Origin of the sequence: Saccharopolyspora sp. ASAGF58, assembly GCF_012277335.1 — a bacterium.
Taxonomy (GTDB): Bacteria; Actinomycetota; Actinomycetes; order Mycobacteriales; family Pseudonocardiaceae; genus Saccharopolyspora; species Saccharopolyspora hattusasensis.
The window spans coordinates 4,708,550-4,726,887 of the sequence record NZ_CP040605.1; the positions used below are offsets into that span (position 1 = coordinate 4,708,550).

General features: G+C 68.2%; 16 protein-coding genes. 8 read left to right on the plus strand and 8 right to left on the minus strand.

All coding sequences use genetic code 11. The features are described 5' to 3' along the window. Positions 1-29 precede the first annotated feature (29 nt). Together FDZ84_RS22580 and FDZ84_RS22585 are read right to left on the minus strand one after the other, a co-directional pair. Positions 30-1,166 carry an acyltransferase gene (locus tag FDZ84_RS22580; RefSeq protein WP_168587529.1) on the minus strand — a complete coding sequence of 379 codons (1,137 nt, stop codon included), beginning with the start codon at positions 1,164-1,166 and terminating at the stop codon, positions 30-32. A gap of 116 nt (positions 1,167-1,282) precedes the next feature. Then, positions 1,283-1,408, minus strand: coding sequence for an SAM-dependent methyltransferase (locus tag FDZ84_RS22585; RefSeq protein ID WP_210435050.1), 126 nt, complete (start codon positions 1,406-1,408; stop codon positions 1,283-1,285). 783 nt (positions 1,409-2,191) lie between these two features. On the opposite strand from FDZ84_RS22585, the gene FDZ84_RS22590 reads away from it, so the two are divergent. The 6 genes from FDZ84_RS22590 (at position 2,192) to FDZ84_RS22615 (ending at position 9,847) form a co-directional block, all read left to right on the plus strand. Further along, the gene (locus FDZ84_RS22590; RefSeq protein WP_168587530.1) at positions 2,192-2,530 is read left to right on the plus strand and encodes a hypothetical protein; all 339 of its coding nucleotides are present in this window, start codon (positions 2,192-2,194) and stop codon (positions 2,528-2,530) included. Between the two features lie 815 nt (positions 2,531-3,345). Continuing rightward, entirely contained in the window at positions 3,346-4,455 is a 1,110-nt protein-coding gene (locus FDZ84_RS22595) for an ABC transporter substrate-binding protein (protein ID WP_168587531.1), read from the plus strand. Next, positions 4,445-5,233: an ABC transporter permease gene (locus FDZ84_RS22600; RefSeq protein WP_168587532.1), complete on the plus strand. Its 789-nt coding sequence runs from the start codon at positions 4,445-4,447 to the stop codon at positions 5,231-5,233. The genes FDZ84_RS22595 and FDZ84_RS22600 overlap by 11 nt, the downstream gene beginning before the upstream one ends. Beyond that, positions 5,209-5,979: an ABC transporter ATP-binding protein gene (locus tag FDZ84_RS22605; protein WP_168587533.1), complete on the plus strand. Its 771-nt coding sequence runs from the start codon at positions 5,209-5,211 to the stop codon at positions 5,977-5,979. The genes FDZ84_RS22600 and FDZ84_RS22605 overlap by 25 nt, the downstream gene beginning before the upstream one ends. Further along, a complete protein-coding gene (locus FDZ84_RS22610; protein WP_168587534.1) occupies positions 5,972-7,321 on the plus strand; it encodes an LLM class flavin-dependent oxidoreductase in 1,350 nt (449 codons plus the stop codon). The genes FDZ84_RS22605 and FDZ84_RS22610 overlap by 8 nt, the downstream gene beginning before the upstream one ends. Positions 7,322-8,101: 780 nt before the next feature. Further along, positions 8,102-9,847, plus strand: coding sequence for a helix-turn-helix domain-containing protein (locus tag FDZ84_RS22615; protein ID WP_168587535.1), 1,746 nt, complete (start codon positions 8,102-8,104; stop codon positions 9,845-9,847). Positions 9,848-10,162: 315 nt separating this feature from the next. On the opposite strand, the gene FDZ84_RS22620 is transcribed toward FDZ84_RS22615, so the two are convergent. Further along, a complete protein-coding gene (locus FDZ84_RS22620) occupies positions 10,163-10,486 on the minus strand; it encodes a hypothetical protein (RefSeq protein WP_168587536.1) in 324 nt (107 codons plus the stop codon). After that, the gene (locus tag FDZ84_RS22625) at positions 10,483-10,692 is read right to left on the minus strand and encodes a zinc finger protein (protein WP_168587537.1); all 210 of its coding nucleotides are present in this window, start codon (positions 10,690-10,692) and stop codon (positions 10,483-10,485) included. The genes FDZ84_RS22620 and FDZ84_RS22625 overlap by 4 nt, the downstream gene beginning before the upstream one ends. Before the next feature lie 122 nt (positions 10,693-10,814). Here FDZ84_RS22625 and FDZ84_RS22630 point away from each other — a divergent pair, with 122 nt between their 5' ends. Beyond that, a complete protein-coding gene (locus tag FDZ84_RS22630) occupies positions 10,815-11,675 on the plus strand; it encodes a helix-turn-helix transcriptional regulator (protein ID WP_168587538.1) in 861 nt (286 codons plus the stop codon). Beyond that, a complete protein-coding gene (locus tag FDZ84_RS22635) occupies positions 11,672-11,866 on the plus strand; it encodes a DUF397 domain-containing protein (protein WP_168587539.1) in 195 nt (64 codons plus the stop codon). Before FDZ84_RS22630 ends, FDZ84_RS22635 begins: the two co-directional genes overlap by 4 nt. A gap of 75 nt (positions 11,867-11,941) precedes the next feature. Here the strand turns inward: FDZ84_RS22635 and FDZ84_RS22640 are convergent, their stop codons facing one another. The 4 genes from FDZ84_RS22640 to FDZ84_RS22655 form a co-directional block, all read right to left on the minus strand. Continuing rightward, positions 11,942-14,380 carry a Tex family protein gene (locus FDZ84_RS22640; RefSeq protein WP_168590274.1) on the minus strand — a complete coding sequence of 813 codons (2,439 nt, stop codon included), beginning with the start codon at positions 14,378-14,380 and terminating at the stop codon, positions 11,942-11,944. A gap of 149 nt (positions 14,381-14,529) precedes the next feature. Continuing rightward, entirely contained in the window at positions 14,530-15,873 is a 1,344-nt protein-coding gene (locus FDZ84_RS22645; protein ID WP_168587540.1) for a hypothetical protein, read from the minus strand. Between the two features lie 149 nt (positions 15,874-16,022). Beyond that, positions 16,023-16,406 carry a hypothetical protein gene (locus FDZ84_RS22650; protein WP_210435051.1) on the minus strand — a complete coding sequence of 128 codons (384 nt, stop codon included), beginning with the start codon at positions 16,404-16,406 and terminating at the stop codon, positions 16,023-16,025. A gap of 281 nt (positions 16,407-16,687) precedes the next feature. Next, a complete protein-coding gene (locus FDZ84_RS22655; RefSeq protein ID WP_168587541.1) occupies positions 16,688-18,016 on the minus strand; it encodes a hypothetical protein in 1,329 nt (442 codons plus the stop codon). Positions 18,017-18,338 lie beyond the last annotated feature (322 nt).

Consider the following 18,338-nt stretch of genomic DNA (forward strand, 5'->3'; position numbering starts at 1 on the left):
GCACCCTTGAGTGGTTCAACCGCTGTGGTTCAATCGCTCGAGGGTGCCCCTCGCGCTTCGCTGGATCGGGTGCGGCGGCGGTTGGCGAGGCCGTCGTAGGTGCGCATCAGGAACTTGTGCGTTGGGCGCTCGACGGCGTGGGTCAAGGCCCAGCCCAGCGCCGTGCCAGTAACCAGCATTGCGGCCGTCTGCAGGAGGGGGTCGAAGCCGATCTCGTCGAGCTCCTTCATGAGGATGTAGCCGATCGTCTGGTGCACCAGGAACACGCCGTAGGAGATCCCGGCGAACCACCGGATCCGCCCGGCCAGCCACTCCGGGAAGATCCGGTCCCAGTCCGGCCCGAAGGCCGTCAGCGCGACCACGACCATGCCGATGCACACCGCGACCGTCGAGCCCCAGTCGGCGATCAGACCTTCCGGCGTCTCGGTGTAGTTGTGCAGCGCCTGGCCGAGCATGCAGGCCGCCAGCATCGCCGCGAAGTGCAGGAGGCCGATGCGCCGGGTCGACCACAGCCAGATCGCCACCCCGGCGACGAACAGGTGCCAGCGGTGCACGCCGATGCCGTCGACGATCGTGCGGTAGAGCTCCGACTTGTCGGCCACCCGCACCGGCCACTGCGCGATCGGCACCAGCACCGCCGCCCACAGCACCACGATGATCCGCCGCCCGTGGCCCCACCTGGTACGGAACAGCAACGCGGCCGCGGTGAAGCCCATCAGCTGCAGCGGGACCGTCCAATGTGAACCGTCGACGAACCAGTAGTCCGCCGGCTTCCAGTTCCACAGCATCAGCAGGTTCCACCACAGGTCATTGAAGCTCGGGTAGAACCAGCCTTCGATCGCCGCCCAGCGCATCACCGCGAAGATCACCACGACCGCGCCGGCGAACGGCGGGAACAGCCTGGCCATGCGTCCCCACCAGTAGCGCAGCACGGTGCCGCGGCCGATGGTGACGCAGGCGAAGTACGCCGAGATCACCAGCAGCAGGCTTGCTCCGACCTGGTAGGGGAAGACGACGTTTCGCGGCGTCATCTCGGGGTGCAGGTAGGTGCTGAGGAAGGTGGCGTGGTAGCACATCACGAGCGAAACGCAGCCGGTCCGCACGACGTCCCAGCTGATTTTGCGTTTGCTCCGGCCCGAGGCTTGGGTTGCACACGTAGTGGTCATCTCGGGCACGCCCGTCACCGTACCAGGCTATTTGTCAGGTTATTTCCGTATTGCGGCCGATTTGATCAGCGCAAACGGCGTATGAGGTTGACCCGTTCGGCCCGATGTCGGGTTGCTTACGGTTTCCGCGCCACGGCGGCATAACCGAGCGGAGTGGGCGGCTGCAGGTCCAGGTCGCCGTGCTCGGGCCGCCACTGCGCGATCGGCACGACCCCCGGGCCGACTAGGTCGAGGCCGTACAACAGCTAGTCCAACTCCGGCACTGCGGATCAATTCCATCCGTGGCTGGGCCACGGAGAACACCGCGATCGAGGCGAGCAGCAGGACGATGATCAGCAGCTGCCATCCGGGCAACTGCCGCGACAACGACCTCTGCACCCGCCACATCGCGCTTGCCTGCTCATCACCGGCGGCCCGAACGGTAACCGCCCGGTGTCGACGATCGCACGTGGACCCACCATCTCCGCAGGTCAGGGCGGGAGACTCCGGGCGAGGAGCGGATTACAAAAGTGACAAAAGTTTCGTTATGTCCTTAAGGGCGACAGCGGGGTGCTGGCGCGGAAGCATGACCTCACTCACGTTCCGACACCGCGACGGAGACGGATTCCCGGTGCGCCCTCCTGGTGCGCTGGCCGCAGTCGCAACCGTGCTGCGATCCCCCGGACAGCGCGGGCAGCGCCGAGGCTCGTCCCCGATCCTGTGCGGCGGGTTCTTCGACGGCGTCGGTTTGTGCGGTCGGCCAGCAGCTCTGTTGCGGCTGGCGCTTCCCGAGCGATTCCGCAGCGTGGTGCGCAGGCTGCGGAATCACGGGAGGAAGAGCGGGTGGACGCCTGACACCCCCCAGGCAACCACCTCTGAGTGGCCCGGTCGCACGTCCCCCGGCGACCGGGCCACTGCTCTCCCGCGGGGCGCTTGCGTCCCCCGAACTCGGGAACCGGTTACACGGCACGGTGATGGACCCGGCGGTGGTGATCGAGTTGTGATGGCGTTTCCCACGGCAATGCCCACCCACAGGGAGGTTTTCGATGCGTCGTCCACTCGTCACTGCGCTGCTCAGCGGTCTGGTCGTGCTGGGAGCGGCCGGCACCGCTGCGGCGGCCGAGCGCCCCTCAGGGCTGGACAAGATCCTCACCGCGACATTGTTGGACGTGTCCACGCATGACGGTGAGTCCCAGGACGGAACCGCACACAGCAGTTCCTCCTCGCAGGCCGATCCCGAGCCTCAGACGAAGCCGCAGCCCCAGGCGAAGCCAGAGGCCCAGGCGAAGCCAGAGCCCCAGACGAAGCCAGAGCCCCAGACGAAGCCAGAGCTCCGGCCCGAGGCGGAGCCGCAGGCCCAGGCCGAGGCGCAATCTCAGGACTAGAGCCCGGAACTACCGCGCCGCGCCCGGCACGTACGGCCGCGGCGCGGGGCCGGTTCTGGCAATCGTTCCGAAGGTGGCGACGTAGCCGATGATCTCTCGGCGCGGGTCCACCGATTCGAACAGGTCCAGGTAGCGCTCGCCGCAGAACCGCGCGGGGGACGGTGACCAGGCTGCCGATGTTCGAGCTCGCGTCGGGCAGGGCGGCCGTGCGGGAGCGCGCACTCCGCAAGGTGCTTCGGGCGTCCCGGAAGTACCTGCCGGGGTGGCAGCCGGCCGAGCCGGGCACCAGGCTCGCGGGTTTCCAGCCGCCGACGCCGGACAGCCTGCCGATCCCCGTGAGTGCTCTTGGGCGCTGTAGAGGCTGTGCCTTGCCAACCGGTGTGGGGCGAACGGCCTGTTCACGTCGGTAGGCGGCACCTGTTCGCGTCGGTAGGCGGCACAAACTGTTTGTTCGCTTCGCTCAACACCTTCCCAACCAACCGCTATCGCACCCAAAAGTACTCACGGGACCCGACCAGGCGAAACGTGTCGCCGCATCGAACATGTCCTGTATGGACTCGTGGCGGCTTCTCAGCGAATGGGATGTTGTTCCCTGGCCGTGGTGGTCCATTTTATCCTCGGCTCGTGATCTCGCCCAACACGTTCGTCGAACGACGCGCCATTGATCTGATGCGCGTCACGTGTTGCAGCTGTCGTTGATCTGACGGCACTTCACCCTTCGCGGCCGGTCGGCCGTTGCGCCACTGCTCCGCACCCGGGAACGTTCGCCGGGTGTCTCCCCCTGCGCTGAAGAAGCGCTGAAAAGTAGGTAGCTCATGTCTTCGTCGGCCCCTGCTGGGCGGATTCGCCCGGCTCGACACCGAAAAACCATCGCCCGAGCCGCCGCGGGCTTCGCCGCGCTGCTGGCGCTCGCCGGTTGCGCCTCCGGCGGCGGCACCGGCGGGCTGGCCGCGGATGCCCCACTGCCCACCGAGATCCCGCCGGGGACCAAGCTCGTCGTCGCGGATCAGCAGGAGCGGTTGCAAAGCCTGTTCCGCGCCTCCGGCGAGTTCGACAAGATCCCGGTCAAGCCCGCATTCGCCAACTTCACCGGCGGCCCCGAGGTGTTGGAAGCGTTCCGCTCCGAGGCCGCCGACATCGCCATCGTCGGCGACACCCCGCCGATCTACGCCCAGGCGTCGGGGGAGGACGTGCCGATCATCGCTGCGTACCGCATCGATCCCAACTCGACCCGCTTCGCGGTGACCCCGGGCGCGAACGTCCGCACCCTGTCGGACCTGCGCGGCAAGAAGATCGCCTACGCCGAGGGCACCGCGCAGCAGTCGTCCGTGCTGCGGGCGCTGGAGAAGGCGGGCCTGAGCACGAACGATGTGCAACTCGTCCGGCTGCAGCTGGCCGAGTTCAACGACGCGGTGCGCACCGGAGCGGTGGACGTCGCGCCGCTCAACGAACCCAGGCTCACCCGCTTCCTTACCCAGACGGGCGGGCAGGGCACCACTATTCCGGTCGCCGAGACCGAGGGCACCAGCACCGGACTGAGCTTCCTCTACACGCGTCGCGCGGCGCTGGAGGATCCCGCGAAGGCAGCCGCGATCCGGGCTTTCGTCGACCACTTCGTCGCGGCCCGGCAGTGGGCGGCGACCCACCCGAGCGAGTGGATCGACTTTTACTACGTCAAGAACCAGGGCGTCACCCGCGCCGACGGCGAGCGGATCGTGGCGTCCGAGGGCGAGGTCGTGTTCCCGAAGATCGACGACGCGCTCATCGCCACGCAGCAGCACACCATCGACCTGCTCCGAGCCGACGGCGGCTTGCCGAAGCCGTTGAACGCCAACGAGCACTTCGACCGGCGGTTCGACGCGGTGGTCGACGAGTCGGTGCGCCGAATCGGTGCGAGCCGAGCGGAGAACGGCCATGGTGGCTGAGCGTCGGCGATTGGGGCCCGGCCGCAAGATCCCGTTCTTCCGGCTGCTCGGCCCGGTCGTGCTGCTGCTGGCATGGCAGCTGACCTCGAGCATCGGCCTGCTGTCGCCGCACACGCTCACGCCGCCTGCGCAGGTCGTGTCGACGGCTGGGGAGCTGCTCACCGACGGCCGGTTGCAGTCGCACCTGCTCACGTCGCTGTGGCGGGCATCGGTGTCGTTGCTGCTGGGCGTGCTGATCGGGCTGGTGCTGGCGCTGGTGGCCGGGCTCAGCCGCTTCGGCGAAGCGCTGGTCGACGGACCGGTGCAGATCAAGCGGGCGATCCCGACGCTCGCGCTGATCCCGCTGGCGATCATCTGGTTCGGCATCGGGGAAGGCATGAAGATCACGGTGGTGACGCTGGCGGTGCTGGTGCCGATCTACCTGAACACCCACGCCGCCCTGCGCGGTGTCGACGGGCGGTTCGTGGAACTAGCTGAGACCGTGCGGTTGAGCCGCTGGCAGTTCGTACGCCGGATCGCGATTCCCGGTTCGCTACCGGGTTTCTTCACCGGCCTGCGGATGGCGGTGACGATCTCGTGGCTGGCGCTCGTCGTGGTGGAGCAGATCAACGCGACCAGCGGCATCGGCTCGCTGATGACGCAGGCCCGGAACTACGCGCAGACCGACGTCATCGTGGTGGGCCTGGTCATCTACGCCCTGTTCGGGCTGTTGTCGGACAGTGTTGTGCGATTCGCGGAAGGACGGGTGCTGTCATGGCGCCGAACATTGGACAGCTGACCGAGCGACCCACCGAGATCCACAGTGGACAAATCCGGGTTCGCGGACTGGTGCGCCGGTTCGGTGATCGGGCGGTGCTCGAGGGCATCGACCTCGACATCGCGCCCGGCGAGTTCGTGGCCCTGCTAGGGCGCAGCGGTTCCGGCAAGAGCACGTTGTTGCGCGCGCTGGCCGGGCTCGACCACGACGTCACCGGCAGCGGGTCGGCGACCGTCCCGGAGAAACGCGCAGTCGTCTTCCAGGACTCGCGGCTGCTGCCATGGGCCAGGGTGCTCGACAACGTCACGCTGGGCTTGTCCGGTGCCGACGCCGCAGAGCGGGGTCGAGCGGTCCTGAGCGAGGTCGGGCTCGCCGGGCGCGAACGTTCCTGGCCCAACGCGCTGTCCGGCGGCGAGCAGCAGCGCGCCGCACTAGCCCGTTCGCTCGTGCGGGAACCCGAACTCCTGCTCGCCGACGAACCTTTCGGCGCGCTCGACGCGCTGACCCGGATCCGGATGCACCGGCTCCTGCGGGAGCTGTGCGCCCGGCACCGACCGGCGGTGCTGCTGGTCACGCACGACGTCGACGAGGCGATCACGCTGGCCGACCGGGTGCTGGTGCTGGACGGCGGAACCATCGCCGTCAACCGGGAAATCGACCTGCCCGTGCCGAGATCGCACCGCGATCCGCGATTCATCGACCACCGGGACGCCCTGCTCGCGGCGCTCGGAGTGACCGAAGACGATTCGGAGAATTCCAATGGGTGAACGGAAGCTGCACCTCAACGCGTTCCTGATGAACGTCGGTCACCACGAGGCGGCGTGGCGGCTGCCGGAGAGCGATCCGGCCGCCGGCATCGGCGTGGACCACTACGTGAACCTGGCGCGGATCGCCGAGCGCGGCACCTTCGACTCGGTGTTCCTGGCCGACACTCCGGCCCTGCGCGCCGACGTCGGTCAGCGACCGGCGACCTCGCTGGAACCTACGGTGCTGCTGACCGCGCTGGCGACGGCGACCAGCAGGATCGGACTGATCGCGACCGCCTCCACCACCTACAACGAGCCCTACAACCTCGCCCGCCGCTTCGCGTCGCTGGACCACGTCAGCGGCGGCCGGGCGGGCTGGAACATCGTCACCAACGCGGTGGTGGAGGCGGCGCGCAACTTCAACCTGGACGAGCTACCGTCGCACCACGCCCGCTACCGGCGGGCGGAAGAGTTCGTCGAGGTGTCGCAGAAGCTCTGGGACAGCTGGGAAGACGATGCCGAGGTGCACGACAAATCCGGGGTGTGGGCGGATGACCGCAAGGTGCACGCCATCGACCACCGGGGCGAGCACTTCACGATTCGCGGGCCGCTGAATGTACCGCGCTCGCCGCAGGGCTACCCGCTGCTGGTGCAGGCCGGTTCCTCGGAGGACGGCAAGGCGGTGGCCGGGCGGTTTGCCGAGGCCGTGTTCACCGCGCAGCAGACCCTGGACGAGGGCAAGGCTTTCTACGCCGACCTGAAGGAACGCGCTCAGCAGCACGGCCGGGACCCGGACGACATCAAGATCCTGCCGGGGATCGTGCCGGTCATAGGGTCCACCGAAGCCGAGGCTCGCAGGCTGGAATCGGACCTGCAGGACCACATCGTGCACAGCTACGCGCTGCACCGGCTGGCCACCCTGCTGGACGTCGAGCTGACCGAGGAAGACCTCGACCGACGGCTGCGGCCGGAAGAACTGCCCGGTGAGGACCAGATCGAGACCGCCAAGAGCCGGTACACGCTGGTGGTCGACCTCGCGAAGCGGGAAGACCTGACGGTCCGGGAGATCATCCACCGGCTCGGCGGCGGTCGCGGCCACCGCACGTTCACCGGCACGCCCGAGCAGATCGCCGACACCATCGAGCACTGGTTCACCAGCGGCGCGGCGGACGGGTTCAACGTGATGCCCGCGGTGCTCCCATCGGGTCTGGAGTCCTTCGTGGACCACGTGGTGCCGATCCTCCGCCGGCGAGGCCTTTTCCGCACCGAGTACACCGGCCGGACCCTCCGCGATCACTACGGCCTCCGCCGCCCGGCCAACCAGTTCGCCCAACCGGAAGCGGTGCCCGCGCAGCTGTCCTGAACCCCCGCGACACCGCCCCACCGGGCGGCGGAAACCGAGCGAAGGGCACCTCTGGCCAATTGAGTTGGCTGCCAATTGAGTTGGCAGCAGGTGTCCTTCGCGCTTCATCCGGATGGTTAAGCCGTCGAGACCTGGCGGGTCGGTGCCGTGCGGCGTTCGGCGAGTTCATCGCGGCGCTCGAACCACTGGCCGACGATCGCGATCAAACCCTCGCCGAGTGGTCTGGCGCGTCTTGCACGGCCTGGCCACCCTGACCTGCGGCGATCGGCTCCGCGCCAGCCACCACAAGGCTGGCCTCGACCTGCTGATCGCCCGACTCGTCTAGCCGGTTCGCCGTCGTGCCGGGCTGCCGCCTCGGAGCCGGATGTTCCGACCACCGGCGTCGGTGTGGTCGGACATACCAACCCGGTGCGAGTTCTGACCACCGCCATTGGATCGCGCGGCGATGTCGCCCCGTACGTCGGGTTAGCGCCGATTCTCGCGTCTAGCTGTGACGCCTCCCGTGGCCCTGGGTGTCGGCTGGGGATCGGGGCTGGTTTGGTTGATGCGTAAGTGAATTGTGAGGCCCATCGTGCTTGGTGTCATGGCCTGCTAGGGTTTATCTAGCTGTTTATTGTGCCACGTTTCGGGTTGTTGCGTCGTTCCTGACGCGACGAGCCAGTGCTGATCCGACGGCAGCGTGCGTGAATGAAGTGCTTCTACTGCAATCATCATGACCTTCGTCGCCAGTGATCGGTGTGTCGTGTTGACCGCGACCGCAGGCCTTGATGTAGTGAGATCGTGGAGAAGACAGCGATATCCACCCCAAAAGCGGCTCGTCGGGGCGGCGAGTTCTTCGCCGCCCCGACGGAGGCGAACCAGCGCCGTTACGAGGCACTGCGTGCCTACTTGTTCGAGGGAGTCTCAGCGGCGGAGACGGCGGCCCGCTTCGGCTACACCGCGGCGACGCTGCAGTCGCTGGTGCGGGATTTCCGGGCGGGCCGCCGCGAGTTCTTCCTCACCACGCGCCCAGGCCCGAAGACAGCACCGGCCAAGGAAGCCGCCCGTGCCCGGATCATCGAGCTGCGCCGGTTGGGCCACTCGGCCCACGAGATCGCTGCCGTGCTCGCCGAGGAGGGCACCCCGCTCAACCGCACCGGGGTCGCCGAAATCCTGAGTGAGGAAGGCTTCCCGCGCCTATGGCCGCGCCCGCACGCCGAGCGCGGCCTGCCGCAGCGTGAGAATCAGCCCCGCACCAAGGTAATCGACTTCGATGCCCTGCCCGCCCACGCCGACAGCAGGGTGGCCGGACTGCTGTTGACCATTCCCGATCTGGTGGCGCTGGACCTGCCCGGCCTGGTGCGGGCCGCGGGTTATCCCAGTACCTCTGTCATCCCGGCACTGAGCTCAATACTGTCGCTGCTGGCGATCAAACTCACCACCACTCGCCGGGTCTCCCACGTCGACGACATCGCCACCGATGCTGGTGCGGCACACTTCGCCGGGCTGACCAGCCTGCCCAAAGCCACCGCACTGACCACCTACTCCTACCGGCTTGATCACACCCGGCAGCAACGATTCCTTGCCGCGCTGGACAAAGCCAGCCTCACCGCCGGGCTCGCGCACGGCGAGACAATCAACCTCGACTTCCACGCGGTCATGCACTGGGGCGACGAACCCGCGCTGGAAAAGCACTACGTGCCACGACGTTCACAACGCACCCGCTCAGTGTTGACCTTCTTCGCCGAAGACGCCGCCACCCACACCCTGCTCTACGCCAACGCCGATCTGGCCAAAGCCAGCCAGAACAGGGAAATCCTCGCCTTCGCCGACCACTGGCGCGAGGTCTCCGGAGCGAACCCGAAACTATTGATCTTCGATTCCAAGGTCACCACCCAGGCCCAACTCGCCGAACTCGACGCCCGCGGCATCGGCTTCATCACCCTGCGCGCCCGCACCCCAAAACTCACCGAGCACCTGCATTCCCTGCCCGCCAAGGACTGGACACCTCTCACCGTCACTCGCGCGGGCGGGAAAACCCGCCGGGTCCGCGTGATCGAAGACCCCGCAGCCACACTCTCGGCCTACCCCGGCACGCTGCGCCAACTCGCCATCACCGGGCTCGGCCACGACGAACCCACCATCCTGATCACCAACCAGCCCGACACCCCCACCAAACACGTGATCGAGGCCTACGCCCGGCGGATGGCCATCGAGCAACGCCTCGCCGAAGCCATCCGCTCCTTCGGCCTGGACGCCCTCTCCGGCGCGGTCCCACTCAACATCGACCTCGACGTCGTGCTCTCCGTGCTCGCCCACACCGTCTGCGCCGCGCTACGCCGACGCCTTCCCGGCTACGCCACCGCCACACCCGACACCCTCCAACGCCGATTCCTCTCCACCGGCGGCACCATCGAAAACCGCGACAAAGAGATCATCGCCCGCCTCGATCGACGCGCCTACTCACCCGTTCTCCGTCAAGCCGACCTCCCCACCGTCGAAGTCCCCTGGTGGGGCGGCCGACGCCTCCGCTACGAGTACGAGTGATCAAACTGGGGTCGAATCCGCTGCGCGAGAATCGGCGTTAGTGTGCCGGATCCGGGATGCCGACCATCCGGTCGCCATCGCCGCGCACCGGCAGTTCGCCGGGATGGTCCGCGAGCACCGCCTGGAATTCCGCGAGGTTCGCGGCGAGCTGCACGACCTGCTCCCGCAGCTGGCGGAGGACCCGATAACGAGGGCTGATGCTTCCCGCCGCGTAGCGCTGGTGCGGGGAGCCCCGGCGATTTCGCGCGAAATCGACACCTCGCCTGAAGGGCGAGCGTCGATTTCGCGCGAAATCGCCAGACCGCAGGTGCCGGATCAAGTCTCGCCGAGCTGAATCGGGAAATCGCCACCGCGCAGACGCAGGGCAAGCTCGCGCCGGACAACGCCCCGGGTGATCGTCACCGCGGCAGACCGCGTCGCCGAGGACGTGCGCACCATCCCGCAGGCGGATCCTTCCGGTCGGGCGGCCGTGTTCGGTCGGTTTTCCCTCAGCAGGTGGACGACTTCTTCGTGGGCCGCGGCGGTCTTGTCGATGTCCTCGGCGTCGAGGTGGCCTGCGCCCGCGTGGAACGCGAGGTCGTCGAGCAGCCATTGAGTTCGGCGTAGGAATACCGCCAGCGCGGCGGTTTTCGGGCTCAAGGGCCGACACCGGCGAGCCGCCGAGCCTCCCGATTGCAATCCGGGCAGGTCTCCCAGAGCCAAGCCAACTCGCTGTTATCGGCCGAAAGCTCCTGGCGGCACAAGGTCGTCACCTGAGTGCCGGTCGGATACGAGCAACCACAAGGCCTTTCGTCCAAGCTCGCATGCCGCCGCCCCGCAGCAGGAACCCAATGAAACGGATACATCGGCGACCCCCGTCAAAAAGGTTGGTGCATCTGGTGTGCACCAGCATGCACCAGTTCGTTTTACCTGCGCAATGCCACTATTCGGTGATCCAAAATGGTGCGTCGGAGGATAAGATTGGTGCATGACGCGCACCACTGGAGGAAGCCCAAAGGCGCGGATTGTCGGCGCTGAGCTGCGAAAAGCCCGAGAGGCATATGGCATAGGCGTGCGAGAATTGGCGCGTAGGCTTGGTATGGATCACTCGAAACTGTCTCGTTGCGAGAGTGGAAGGACTGTTGCCACACCCGAATTCGCGGCGAGTGTGCTTGCTGCCGTCGGCGTGCCAGAAGCCGAACGTGAACGGGTTATCGAGCTCGCACGTGGAGCCGAGCGGGCCAACTGGATGTCTCCTGGTGTTCCTGGCGTGCACCACGAGTTGACCACACTGATCGAGTTCGAGAAGACTGCCAGGCAGATCACCGAGGTCTCGCCGTTTGTCATCTCTGGGTTGCTTCAAACGGCGGACTACGCACGTGCCCTGATGAGTGCGGGTGTCGGAGCACCGCCCAGCGATCTAGAAACCCGAGTGACACTGCGCATCGGACGCCGTGACGTCTTGACTCGCAAGAAGGGCCCGCGCTTCACGTTCCTTGTCCTGGAGACCGCGCTGCGAACTGCAATTGGCGGGCTGGAGGTCATGGCTGACCAACTCCGGCGGATCCTGAGCATGTCCGAGTGGCCAAGCGTAACGGTGCAGGTGATCCCAGCTGACCTCGACGTCTGGCATCCCGCGCTTCTCGGTTCCTACATCCTGTTTGAGTTCCCGAAGGCGGATCCGATTGTTCATCTGGAGCAGTACGCGTCTGCGGTGTTCCTTTACGAGCAAGAACAAACGGACGCATATCGGTCGGCTACAGATACGCTGCGCGAGTTGGCGATGAGTCCGGCTGAGTCGGGCGAGCTCATCGCCAAGGTGGCTGAGGAGATGGAGAGCAGGACATGACCCGAGAGCCTACTGGCTGGCGAAAGTCGAGCCGTTCACATCAGCAGACCGCATGCGTCGAGGTCGGCCGGGCGGAGTATGGCGCGGCGGTTCGGGACACGAAGGACCGGGCTGCCGGGTACTTCACCACGACCGCTCAGCAGTGGCGGTTATTCGTCACCGCCGTCAAGTGCGGGCGGTTCGAGCCCTGACGGTGCTGGGGTCGTGAGTGCGAATACCGGTAAGAACCGGCTTTCGCACTCACGACCTCTGATCAGCGAATACAGTTACTTGCCGAAGCCAGCCCTGCGGAGGGCGTCGGCCATCGATCCGGCGGGCGCGTCGTTGCGCTGACCGCGCTGGCCTCCGCGGCCCTGGCCGCCCCGGCCTTGACCGCCGTGACCCTGACCGCCGCCCTGACCGCCGTCCTGACCACGGCCGCCGCCCTGACCGCCCTGGCCACGGCCGCCGCCGTTGCGACCGCCGCCGCCTTGGCCGCGACCGCCGCCCTGGCCCCGGCCGGTGTCGCGGTCCTGGCGGCCCCCGGCACCCGGCTCGTCGTCCAGGCGCAGCGTCAGCGAGATCCGCTTGCGCGGGATGTCGACGTCGAGGACCTTCACGCGGACGATGTCGCCGGACTTCACCACGTCGCGCGGGTCGCTGACGAAGTTCTTCGACATCGCCGACACGTGCACCAAACCGTCCTGGTGCACACCCACGTCCACGAACGCGCCGAACGCCGCCACATTCGTGACCACGCCCTCCAGCGTCATGCCCGGCTTCAGGTCGGCGATCTTCTCGACACCGTCCGCGAACGTCGCCGTCTTGAACTCCGGTCGCGGGTCGCGGCCCGGCTTGTCGAGCTCCGCGAGGATGTCCGTCACCGTCGGCAGACCGAAGCTGTCGTCCACGAAGTCCTGCGGCCGCAACGACTTCAGCAATCTGGCGTTGCCGATCAGGCCGGTCATTTCACCGCCGGTGCTGCCCAGGATGCGGTGCACCACCGGGTAGGCCTCCGGGTGGACCGCCGACGAGTCAAGCGGGTCGTCGCCGTCCGGGATCCGCAGGAAGCCCGCGCACTGCTCGAACGCCTTCGGCCCCAGCCGTGCCACGTCCTTGAGCGCCGTGCGGGTCCGGAACGCGCCGTTGGTGTCGCGGTGATGGACGATGTTGTCCGCCAGACCCTCGCTGATGCCCGACACCCTGGTCAGCAGCGGCGCCGACGCCGTGTTCACGTCGACGCCGACCGCGTTCACGCAGTCCTCGACCACCGCGTCCAGGGAACGCGACAGCTTCGTCTCCGAAACGTCGTGCTGGTACTGGCCGACGCCGATCGACTTCGGATCGATCTTCACCAGCTCCGCCAGCGGGTCCTGCAGGCGCCGGGCGATCGACACCGCGCCGCGCAGCGACACGTCCAGGTCCGGCAGCTCGCGCGACGCGTAGGCCGACGCCGAGTACACCGACGCGCCCGCCTCGGACACCGAGATCTTGGTGAGCTTCAGGTCCGGGTTCTGGCTGATCAGGTCGCCGGCCAGCTTGTCCGTCTCGCGCGACGCCGTGCCGTTGCCGATCGCGATCAGGTCCACGTTGTGCGCCTTCGCCAGCGTCGCGAGCTTCGCCAGCGCCTGGTCCCACTGCCGCTGCGGCTGGTGCGGGTAGATCGTGTCCGTCGCGACGACCTTGCCGGTGCCGTCGACGACCGCGACCTTCACGCCGGTCCGGTAGCCCGGGTCCAGACCCATCGTGGCGCGCGATCCGGCCGGCGCGGCCAGCAGCAGGTCGCGCAGGTTCGCCGCGAACACCCGGACCGCCTCGTCCTCGGCGTTCTGCCGCAGCCGCAGCCGGATGTCCACGCTCAGCCGCGTCAGGACGCGGGTCCGCCACGCCCAGCGGACCACATCGGACAGCCAGCGGTCGGCCGGGCGGCCCTTGTCGGCGATGCCGAACTGCTGCGCGATCCGCAGCTCGTAGTCGGTCGGGCCCACCTGCTCCGCGCCGTCGTCGGGCTCCAGCGACAGCTCCAGGGCCTCTTCGTTCTCGCCACGGAACAGCGCCAGGATGCGGTGCGATGGCAGGTCCGCGAACCCCTCGGAGAACTCGAAGTAGTCGGCGAACTTCGCGCCTTCCTCTTCCTTGCCCTCGCGCACCTTGGAGACCATCCGGCCGCGCGTCCACACCTTCTCGCGCAGCTCGCCGATCAGGTCGGCGTCCTCGGAGAACCGCTCGACCAGGATCGAGCGCGCGCCCTCCAGCGCGGCCTGGCTGTCGGCGACGCCCTTCTCGGCGTCCACGAAACCGGCCGCTGTCTCCTGCGGGTCGTTGCTCGGGTCCGACAGCAGCTGGTCGGCCAGCGGTTCCAGGCCCGCCTCGATGGCGATCTGGGCCTTGGTGCGGCGCTTGGGCTTGTACGGAAGGTAGATGTCCTCCAGCCGCGCCTTCGAGTCCGCCCCGTTGATCTGCGCTTCGAGCTCGTCGGTCAGTTTGCCCTGCGAGCGGATGGAATCCAGCACCGTAGTGCGCCGCTCTTCGAGCTCGCGCAGGTAGCGCAACCGCTCTTCGAGCGTGCGCAACTGGGCGTCGTCGAGGGCCCCGGTCGCTTCCTTTCGGTAGCGCGCGATGAATGGCACAGTCGCCCCGCCGTCGAGAAGCTCGACGGCTGACTGCACCTGGCGCTCGCGGACGCCGAGCTCCTCGGCGATCTTCTGATGAACAGTCGTCACGATGCTAATTCCGCCTTCTCTGCGAACTTCGCCAGATCCGACCGAGCATTCTGCCGGACACCGGTCGCGCCCGGCGTCGGCACTCACGTCGGCGTGTCGGATCCTCGCGCATTGAGACCACGCGATCACCGCGGGTCCACCGAGAAGCGGCGCTAACTGCGTTCTAGCGCGCGGCGGGCTCGCCAACTGCCGACAAATCGGACGAACTGTCGTGCCAGGTTGGTCAGGACCAGGGTGATGCCCGCCCACGGCAACACCAGGAGGGCCAGCCGGAGCACGCCGACCGCGGCTCCGGCGGCGTCGCCTGCCTGGAGCGAGCTGCCCACGCCGTTCCACTGGAGGGCCAGCGCCTGCCACACGGTCGGCAGCACGTACGGCGCGAGGACCAGGAACGCGACGATCCAGTACGCCATGAACGGGATCACCAGCACCACCCAGACCGTGATCACCCGGCGGACCCACGGCTTCAACTCCTGCACGCGCGGGTGCGGGCGGCGGCCCGGCAGCAGGCTGCGCAGGATCGGCCCCATCCGGTCGAACAGGTCGGGAACGCCCACCAGATCGCTCAGGATGTAATAGCCGTCGAAGCGGATAGACGGCAGCAGTTGCCAGACGCTCGTCGCCTGCCACGCCAGCAGCGCGGCCAGCAGCCACGGGAAGCCGGTCTGCGCGTAGGTGACGATCATGACGAGCATGGCGATCACGTTGAAGTAGAGACCGCCGAGATCGGTGCGCAGCCGGCCGCCGCGGCTGAGGCGGTAGGACTCGGTGACCGTGCTGTACATCGCGGGCCACACCAGGTAGATGCCCACGCCCATCGCGCCCGGCCGCGCGCCGCCGTACCGGCAGGCGGCGACGTGGCCGCACTCGTGGAACATCCCGGCGACGATCAGCACGCCCACCACCAGCAGGATCTGCTCCGGCTGGTTCAGCAGGTCCTTCGCCCCCGCGACCACCTGCTCGGCGCCGCCGTGCACGGCCAACAAGACGTCGGCGACGACGAAGGCCAACAGGACGACGACCACCACCGGCGGCCAGAACAGCGGCTGGAACACGCGCGCGATGATCGCGACGGTGTGCTCGGGCACTAGCGCGACACGGAATTTCAACGCCAGCAACCGATCCCGCCCCTTCGGCGCCGCCTCCGGAGGACGGTCGGTCTCGGAGTCGGCCGCCACGATCCCGGCGAGCCGCAACCTGTTCTCGACGAGGAAGAACACCTGCCCGGGGGTGACGCCGCAGCCCGATTCGTCGCTTAGGCGCGTCGCGAGTCCGGCGAAGCTGCGCCGCCCGTCGAGCCCCGCCGCCACCAGGTACAGCAGGTGCGACAGCTGCAAGATCTGACCATCGGGCCGGCGGACCAGGTACGGCGCTTCGCGATGCCCGGAACCTTGGTAGCGGCCGATCAGCTCGGTGCCCGGCACGAGCGCTGGCACCGCCAGGCCCGCGACGTCCTCGTCCGCCGGGGGCGACCCGGCCTGGTGCGGGGCTGCCATTGCGACTCCAGGGTATTCATCCGGTCCGGAAAATGGCCGACGGGCGCGACATCGTCCCTGGTGGAGGAGGTCGCGCCCGCCGGCTGTGGAGCGTTCAGTGGCTGGCCAGTGCTTCGCCATGAACGCCGTACTGCTCACATCTCTCGACGTCAGCCGGGGTTGCCGCCGCCGGTGCCACCGAAGCCGGGGCCGCCGTAGCCGTTGCCGCCGATGCCGTCGCCGCCGTCGCCGCCGTCGCCACCGTCGCCGCCGATGCCGCCGTTTCCGCCGTTGCCGCCGTTGCCGCCACCCTGGCCGCCGCCGTTGCCGCCGCCGGTGCCGCCGGAGCCACCGTTGATGTCACCGGTCGTGGTGACATTGGCGTCCCCGGACACGGTTCCGGTTTGGGTGTGCGCGGGCGGGTAGTACGGGGCCAGCACGTCTTCGCCACTCCAGGGGAGCCAGAACGTCGACATGACGGTGCGCGCCGGGAGGAATTCGACGCGCTGGTCCGCCAGTTCGGCAGCGCTCAGCGACCGAGAGGTCTGTGGCATCTGGTGCTCCTTCGCGATTCGAGGGGATTAACAGGGAAAAACCGGGATTCGGCCACCCCGTTGGATGCGCCGCGGCGGCACGTTCCTGGCGCACGGGCAGAACCTAGAAGCACCGAACGCCTGACGCACTTCGATTCACCCTTACGGGCAAACGGCTTTCCGCCGCTCGTGGCGGTGTGTGCGCATCGTGGCGAGGTCCGACCGTCGATCGACCACCGGACGGGGGGAAGGGGACGGCGGAGCGCGGGGCCGCCACGGTTCGTTCGGGTTCGCGACGCTCATCAGGGGTTTCGCCGAGCATCCTCAGTGGTGCCGATGTGGCCGCCGCGGCCGCCGGTGCCACCGACGCCGCCGGTGTCCGCAATGGAGTTCAGGCCGCCTTGGCCCTGGAGTCCGGGCGTGCTCCCGATGCCGTCGCCGTCGCCACCGTCGCCACCGATGCCGCCGTCACCGCCGACGCCGTCGAGGACGTCGACCGTGGCCCTGCCGGCGCCCTCGGACATGATGTTGCCGGTGTTCGCGGCTCCGCCACCGCCCCCGGTGCCGCCGGTCCCGCCGTCGCCTTCCACGTCGACGCCCATGCGGAAGCTGCTGGCGCTCGGCGCGCCGTCACCGCCCTTGCCTCCGGTGCCGCCGCGGCCGCCCTTGCCGCCTTGCACGGTGATGTCGTCGTCGCCGGTGCTGACGATCGTGCCGGTCGGGCCGTTGCCGACACCGCCGTTGCCGTTGTCGGTATGGCGGCCACCGCCGCCGTTGCCTCCGACACCGCCGTTTCCGCTGCGGGTGTCCGCCGTGCCGGGGCCGCCGTTGCCGCCTGCGCCGCCATCGCCGTTGTCACCGCCGATGATGGTGATCTTGTTGTTGCCTTCGCCGGGGTAGATGCGGCCGAGGTTGCCGATGCCGCCCGCGCCGCCGTTGCCGCCCGCGCCGCCGCGCGCGTCGGCGGGGTTGGTGCTGCCCGGACCACCGTCGCCGCCTTCGCCGCCCGTACCGCCCTTGCCGCCGGTGATGGTGATCGTGTCGTTCCCGGGTCCGCCGTTGATGATGCCGGTGGAAGTCACCGCAGGGGCGCCGCTGCCGCCGGGGCCGCCGACACCTGCGCTGCCGCCAGCCCTCGCGCTGCTCCTGGCATCGAGACCGTCCAGGCCGGCCGTTCCGCCGGTGCTACCACCGTTCTTGCCGCCGCTGGCGCCTCGATCACCGCTCCTGGCGCCGAGATAGCCGAGATATCCGTTGCCGCCCTTGCCGCCGTTGCCGCCGCTGCGACCGGTGATGATGATCGTGTCGTCGCCACCGCCCGCGTTGATGGTGCCCGCCAACGCCCCGTTGAGCACGATCCGGTCGTTGCCGTCGGTGCCATCGAGCGTCATCCCGGCCGGCACACCCCGGCTGCAGTAGATGTTCTCCCCGGAACCGTTGGGGGTCCGGGTACAGGTGGGCGCCGCGGCGTTGGCCGGCTGGACCGCGATGAGGCTGAACGCCGCGGCGAGCATGGCGGCACTGGGCAGCGGCCACCGGTCGGCCCAGCGCGTTCCCGAGATGTGACTGCCGCCGGAGTGCGCCGTGCTCGGCACCTCGGCGGGAACGGCCCGGCGTGGACGGTTACTCATCGACGCAACTCCTTTACCCGTTGTGATCACTGCTGGGCTAAACAGTCGCCGAGCTTAGGCCAGGAGGACTGGCATTCCTGGAATTCGAAAGAGTGATGTCGGGTGATCGTGCGCGTGCTCTGTTCGCGCCACCGCCGCCCGCTCGAGTCGATCTTCATCCGGTATTCGGCGGCGCGTCGTTTCCGTCGCGGATCTCCGAATAGCGCAGGGTCTGGGCCGTTTCGCATTGCCAGGTTTGCCCGAACCGGGTTCGCCCGACGCTCCCGGCCGCCGAAAATTACGGGACGCCTCTGTGATTACGCGTTTGGCGGAGATTTTCGAG

Bases quoted from the DNA above. Each gene is read 5' to 3' on its own strand.
- FDZ84_RS22580 (WP_168587529.1), bottom strand. From the start codon at position 1,166: ATGACCACTACGTGTGCAACCCAAGCCTCGGGCCGGAGCAAACGCAAA.
- FDZ84_RS22590 (WP_168587530.1), top strand. From the start codon at position 2,192: ATGCGTCGTCCACTCGTCACTGCGCTGCTCAGCGGTCTGGTCGTGCTG.
- FDZ84_RS22595 (WP_168587531.1), top strand. From the start codon at position 3,346: ATGTCTTCGTCGGCCCCTGCTGGGCGGATTCGCCCGGCTCGACACCGA.
- FDZ84_RS22600 (WP_168587532.1), top strand. From the start codon at position 4,445: ATGGTGGCTGAGCGTCGGCGATTGGGGCCCGGCCGCAAGATCCCGTTC.
- FDZ84_RS22605 (WP_168587533.1), top strand. From the start codon at position 5,209: ATGGCGCCGAACATTGGACAGCTGACCGAGCGACCCACCGAGATCCAC.
- FDZ84_RS22610 (WP_168587534.1), top strand. From the start codon at position 5,972: ATGGGTGAACGGAAGCTGCACCTCAACGCGTTCCTGATGAACGTCGGT.
- FDZ84_RS22625 (WP_168587537.1), bottom strand. From the start codon at position 10,692: ATGTATCCGTTTCATTGGGTTCCTGCTGCGGGGCGGCGGCATGCGAGC.
- FDZ84_RS22630 (WP_168587538.1), top strand. From the start codon at position 10,815: ATGACGCGCACCACTGGAGGAAGCCCAAAGGCGCGGATTGTCGGCGCT.
- FDZ84_RS22635 (WP_168587539.1), top strand. From the start codon at position 11,672: ATGACCCGAGAGCCTACTGGCTGGCGAAAGTCGAGCCGTTCACATCAG.
- FDZ84_RS22645 (WP_168587540.1), bottom strand. From the start codon at position 15,873: ATGGCAGCCCCGCACCAGGCCGGGTCGCCCCCGGCGGACGAGGACGTC.
- FDZ84_RS22650 (WP_210435051.1), bottom strand. From the start codon at position 16,406: ATGCCACAGACCTCTCGGTCGCTGAGCGCTGCCGAACTGGCGGACCAG.
- FDZ84_RS22655 (WP_168587541.1), bottom strand. From the start codon at position 18,016: ATGAGTAACCGTCCACGCCGGGCCGTTCCCGCCGAGGTGCCGAGCACG.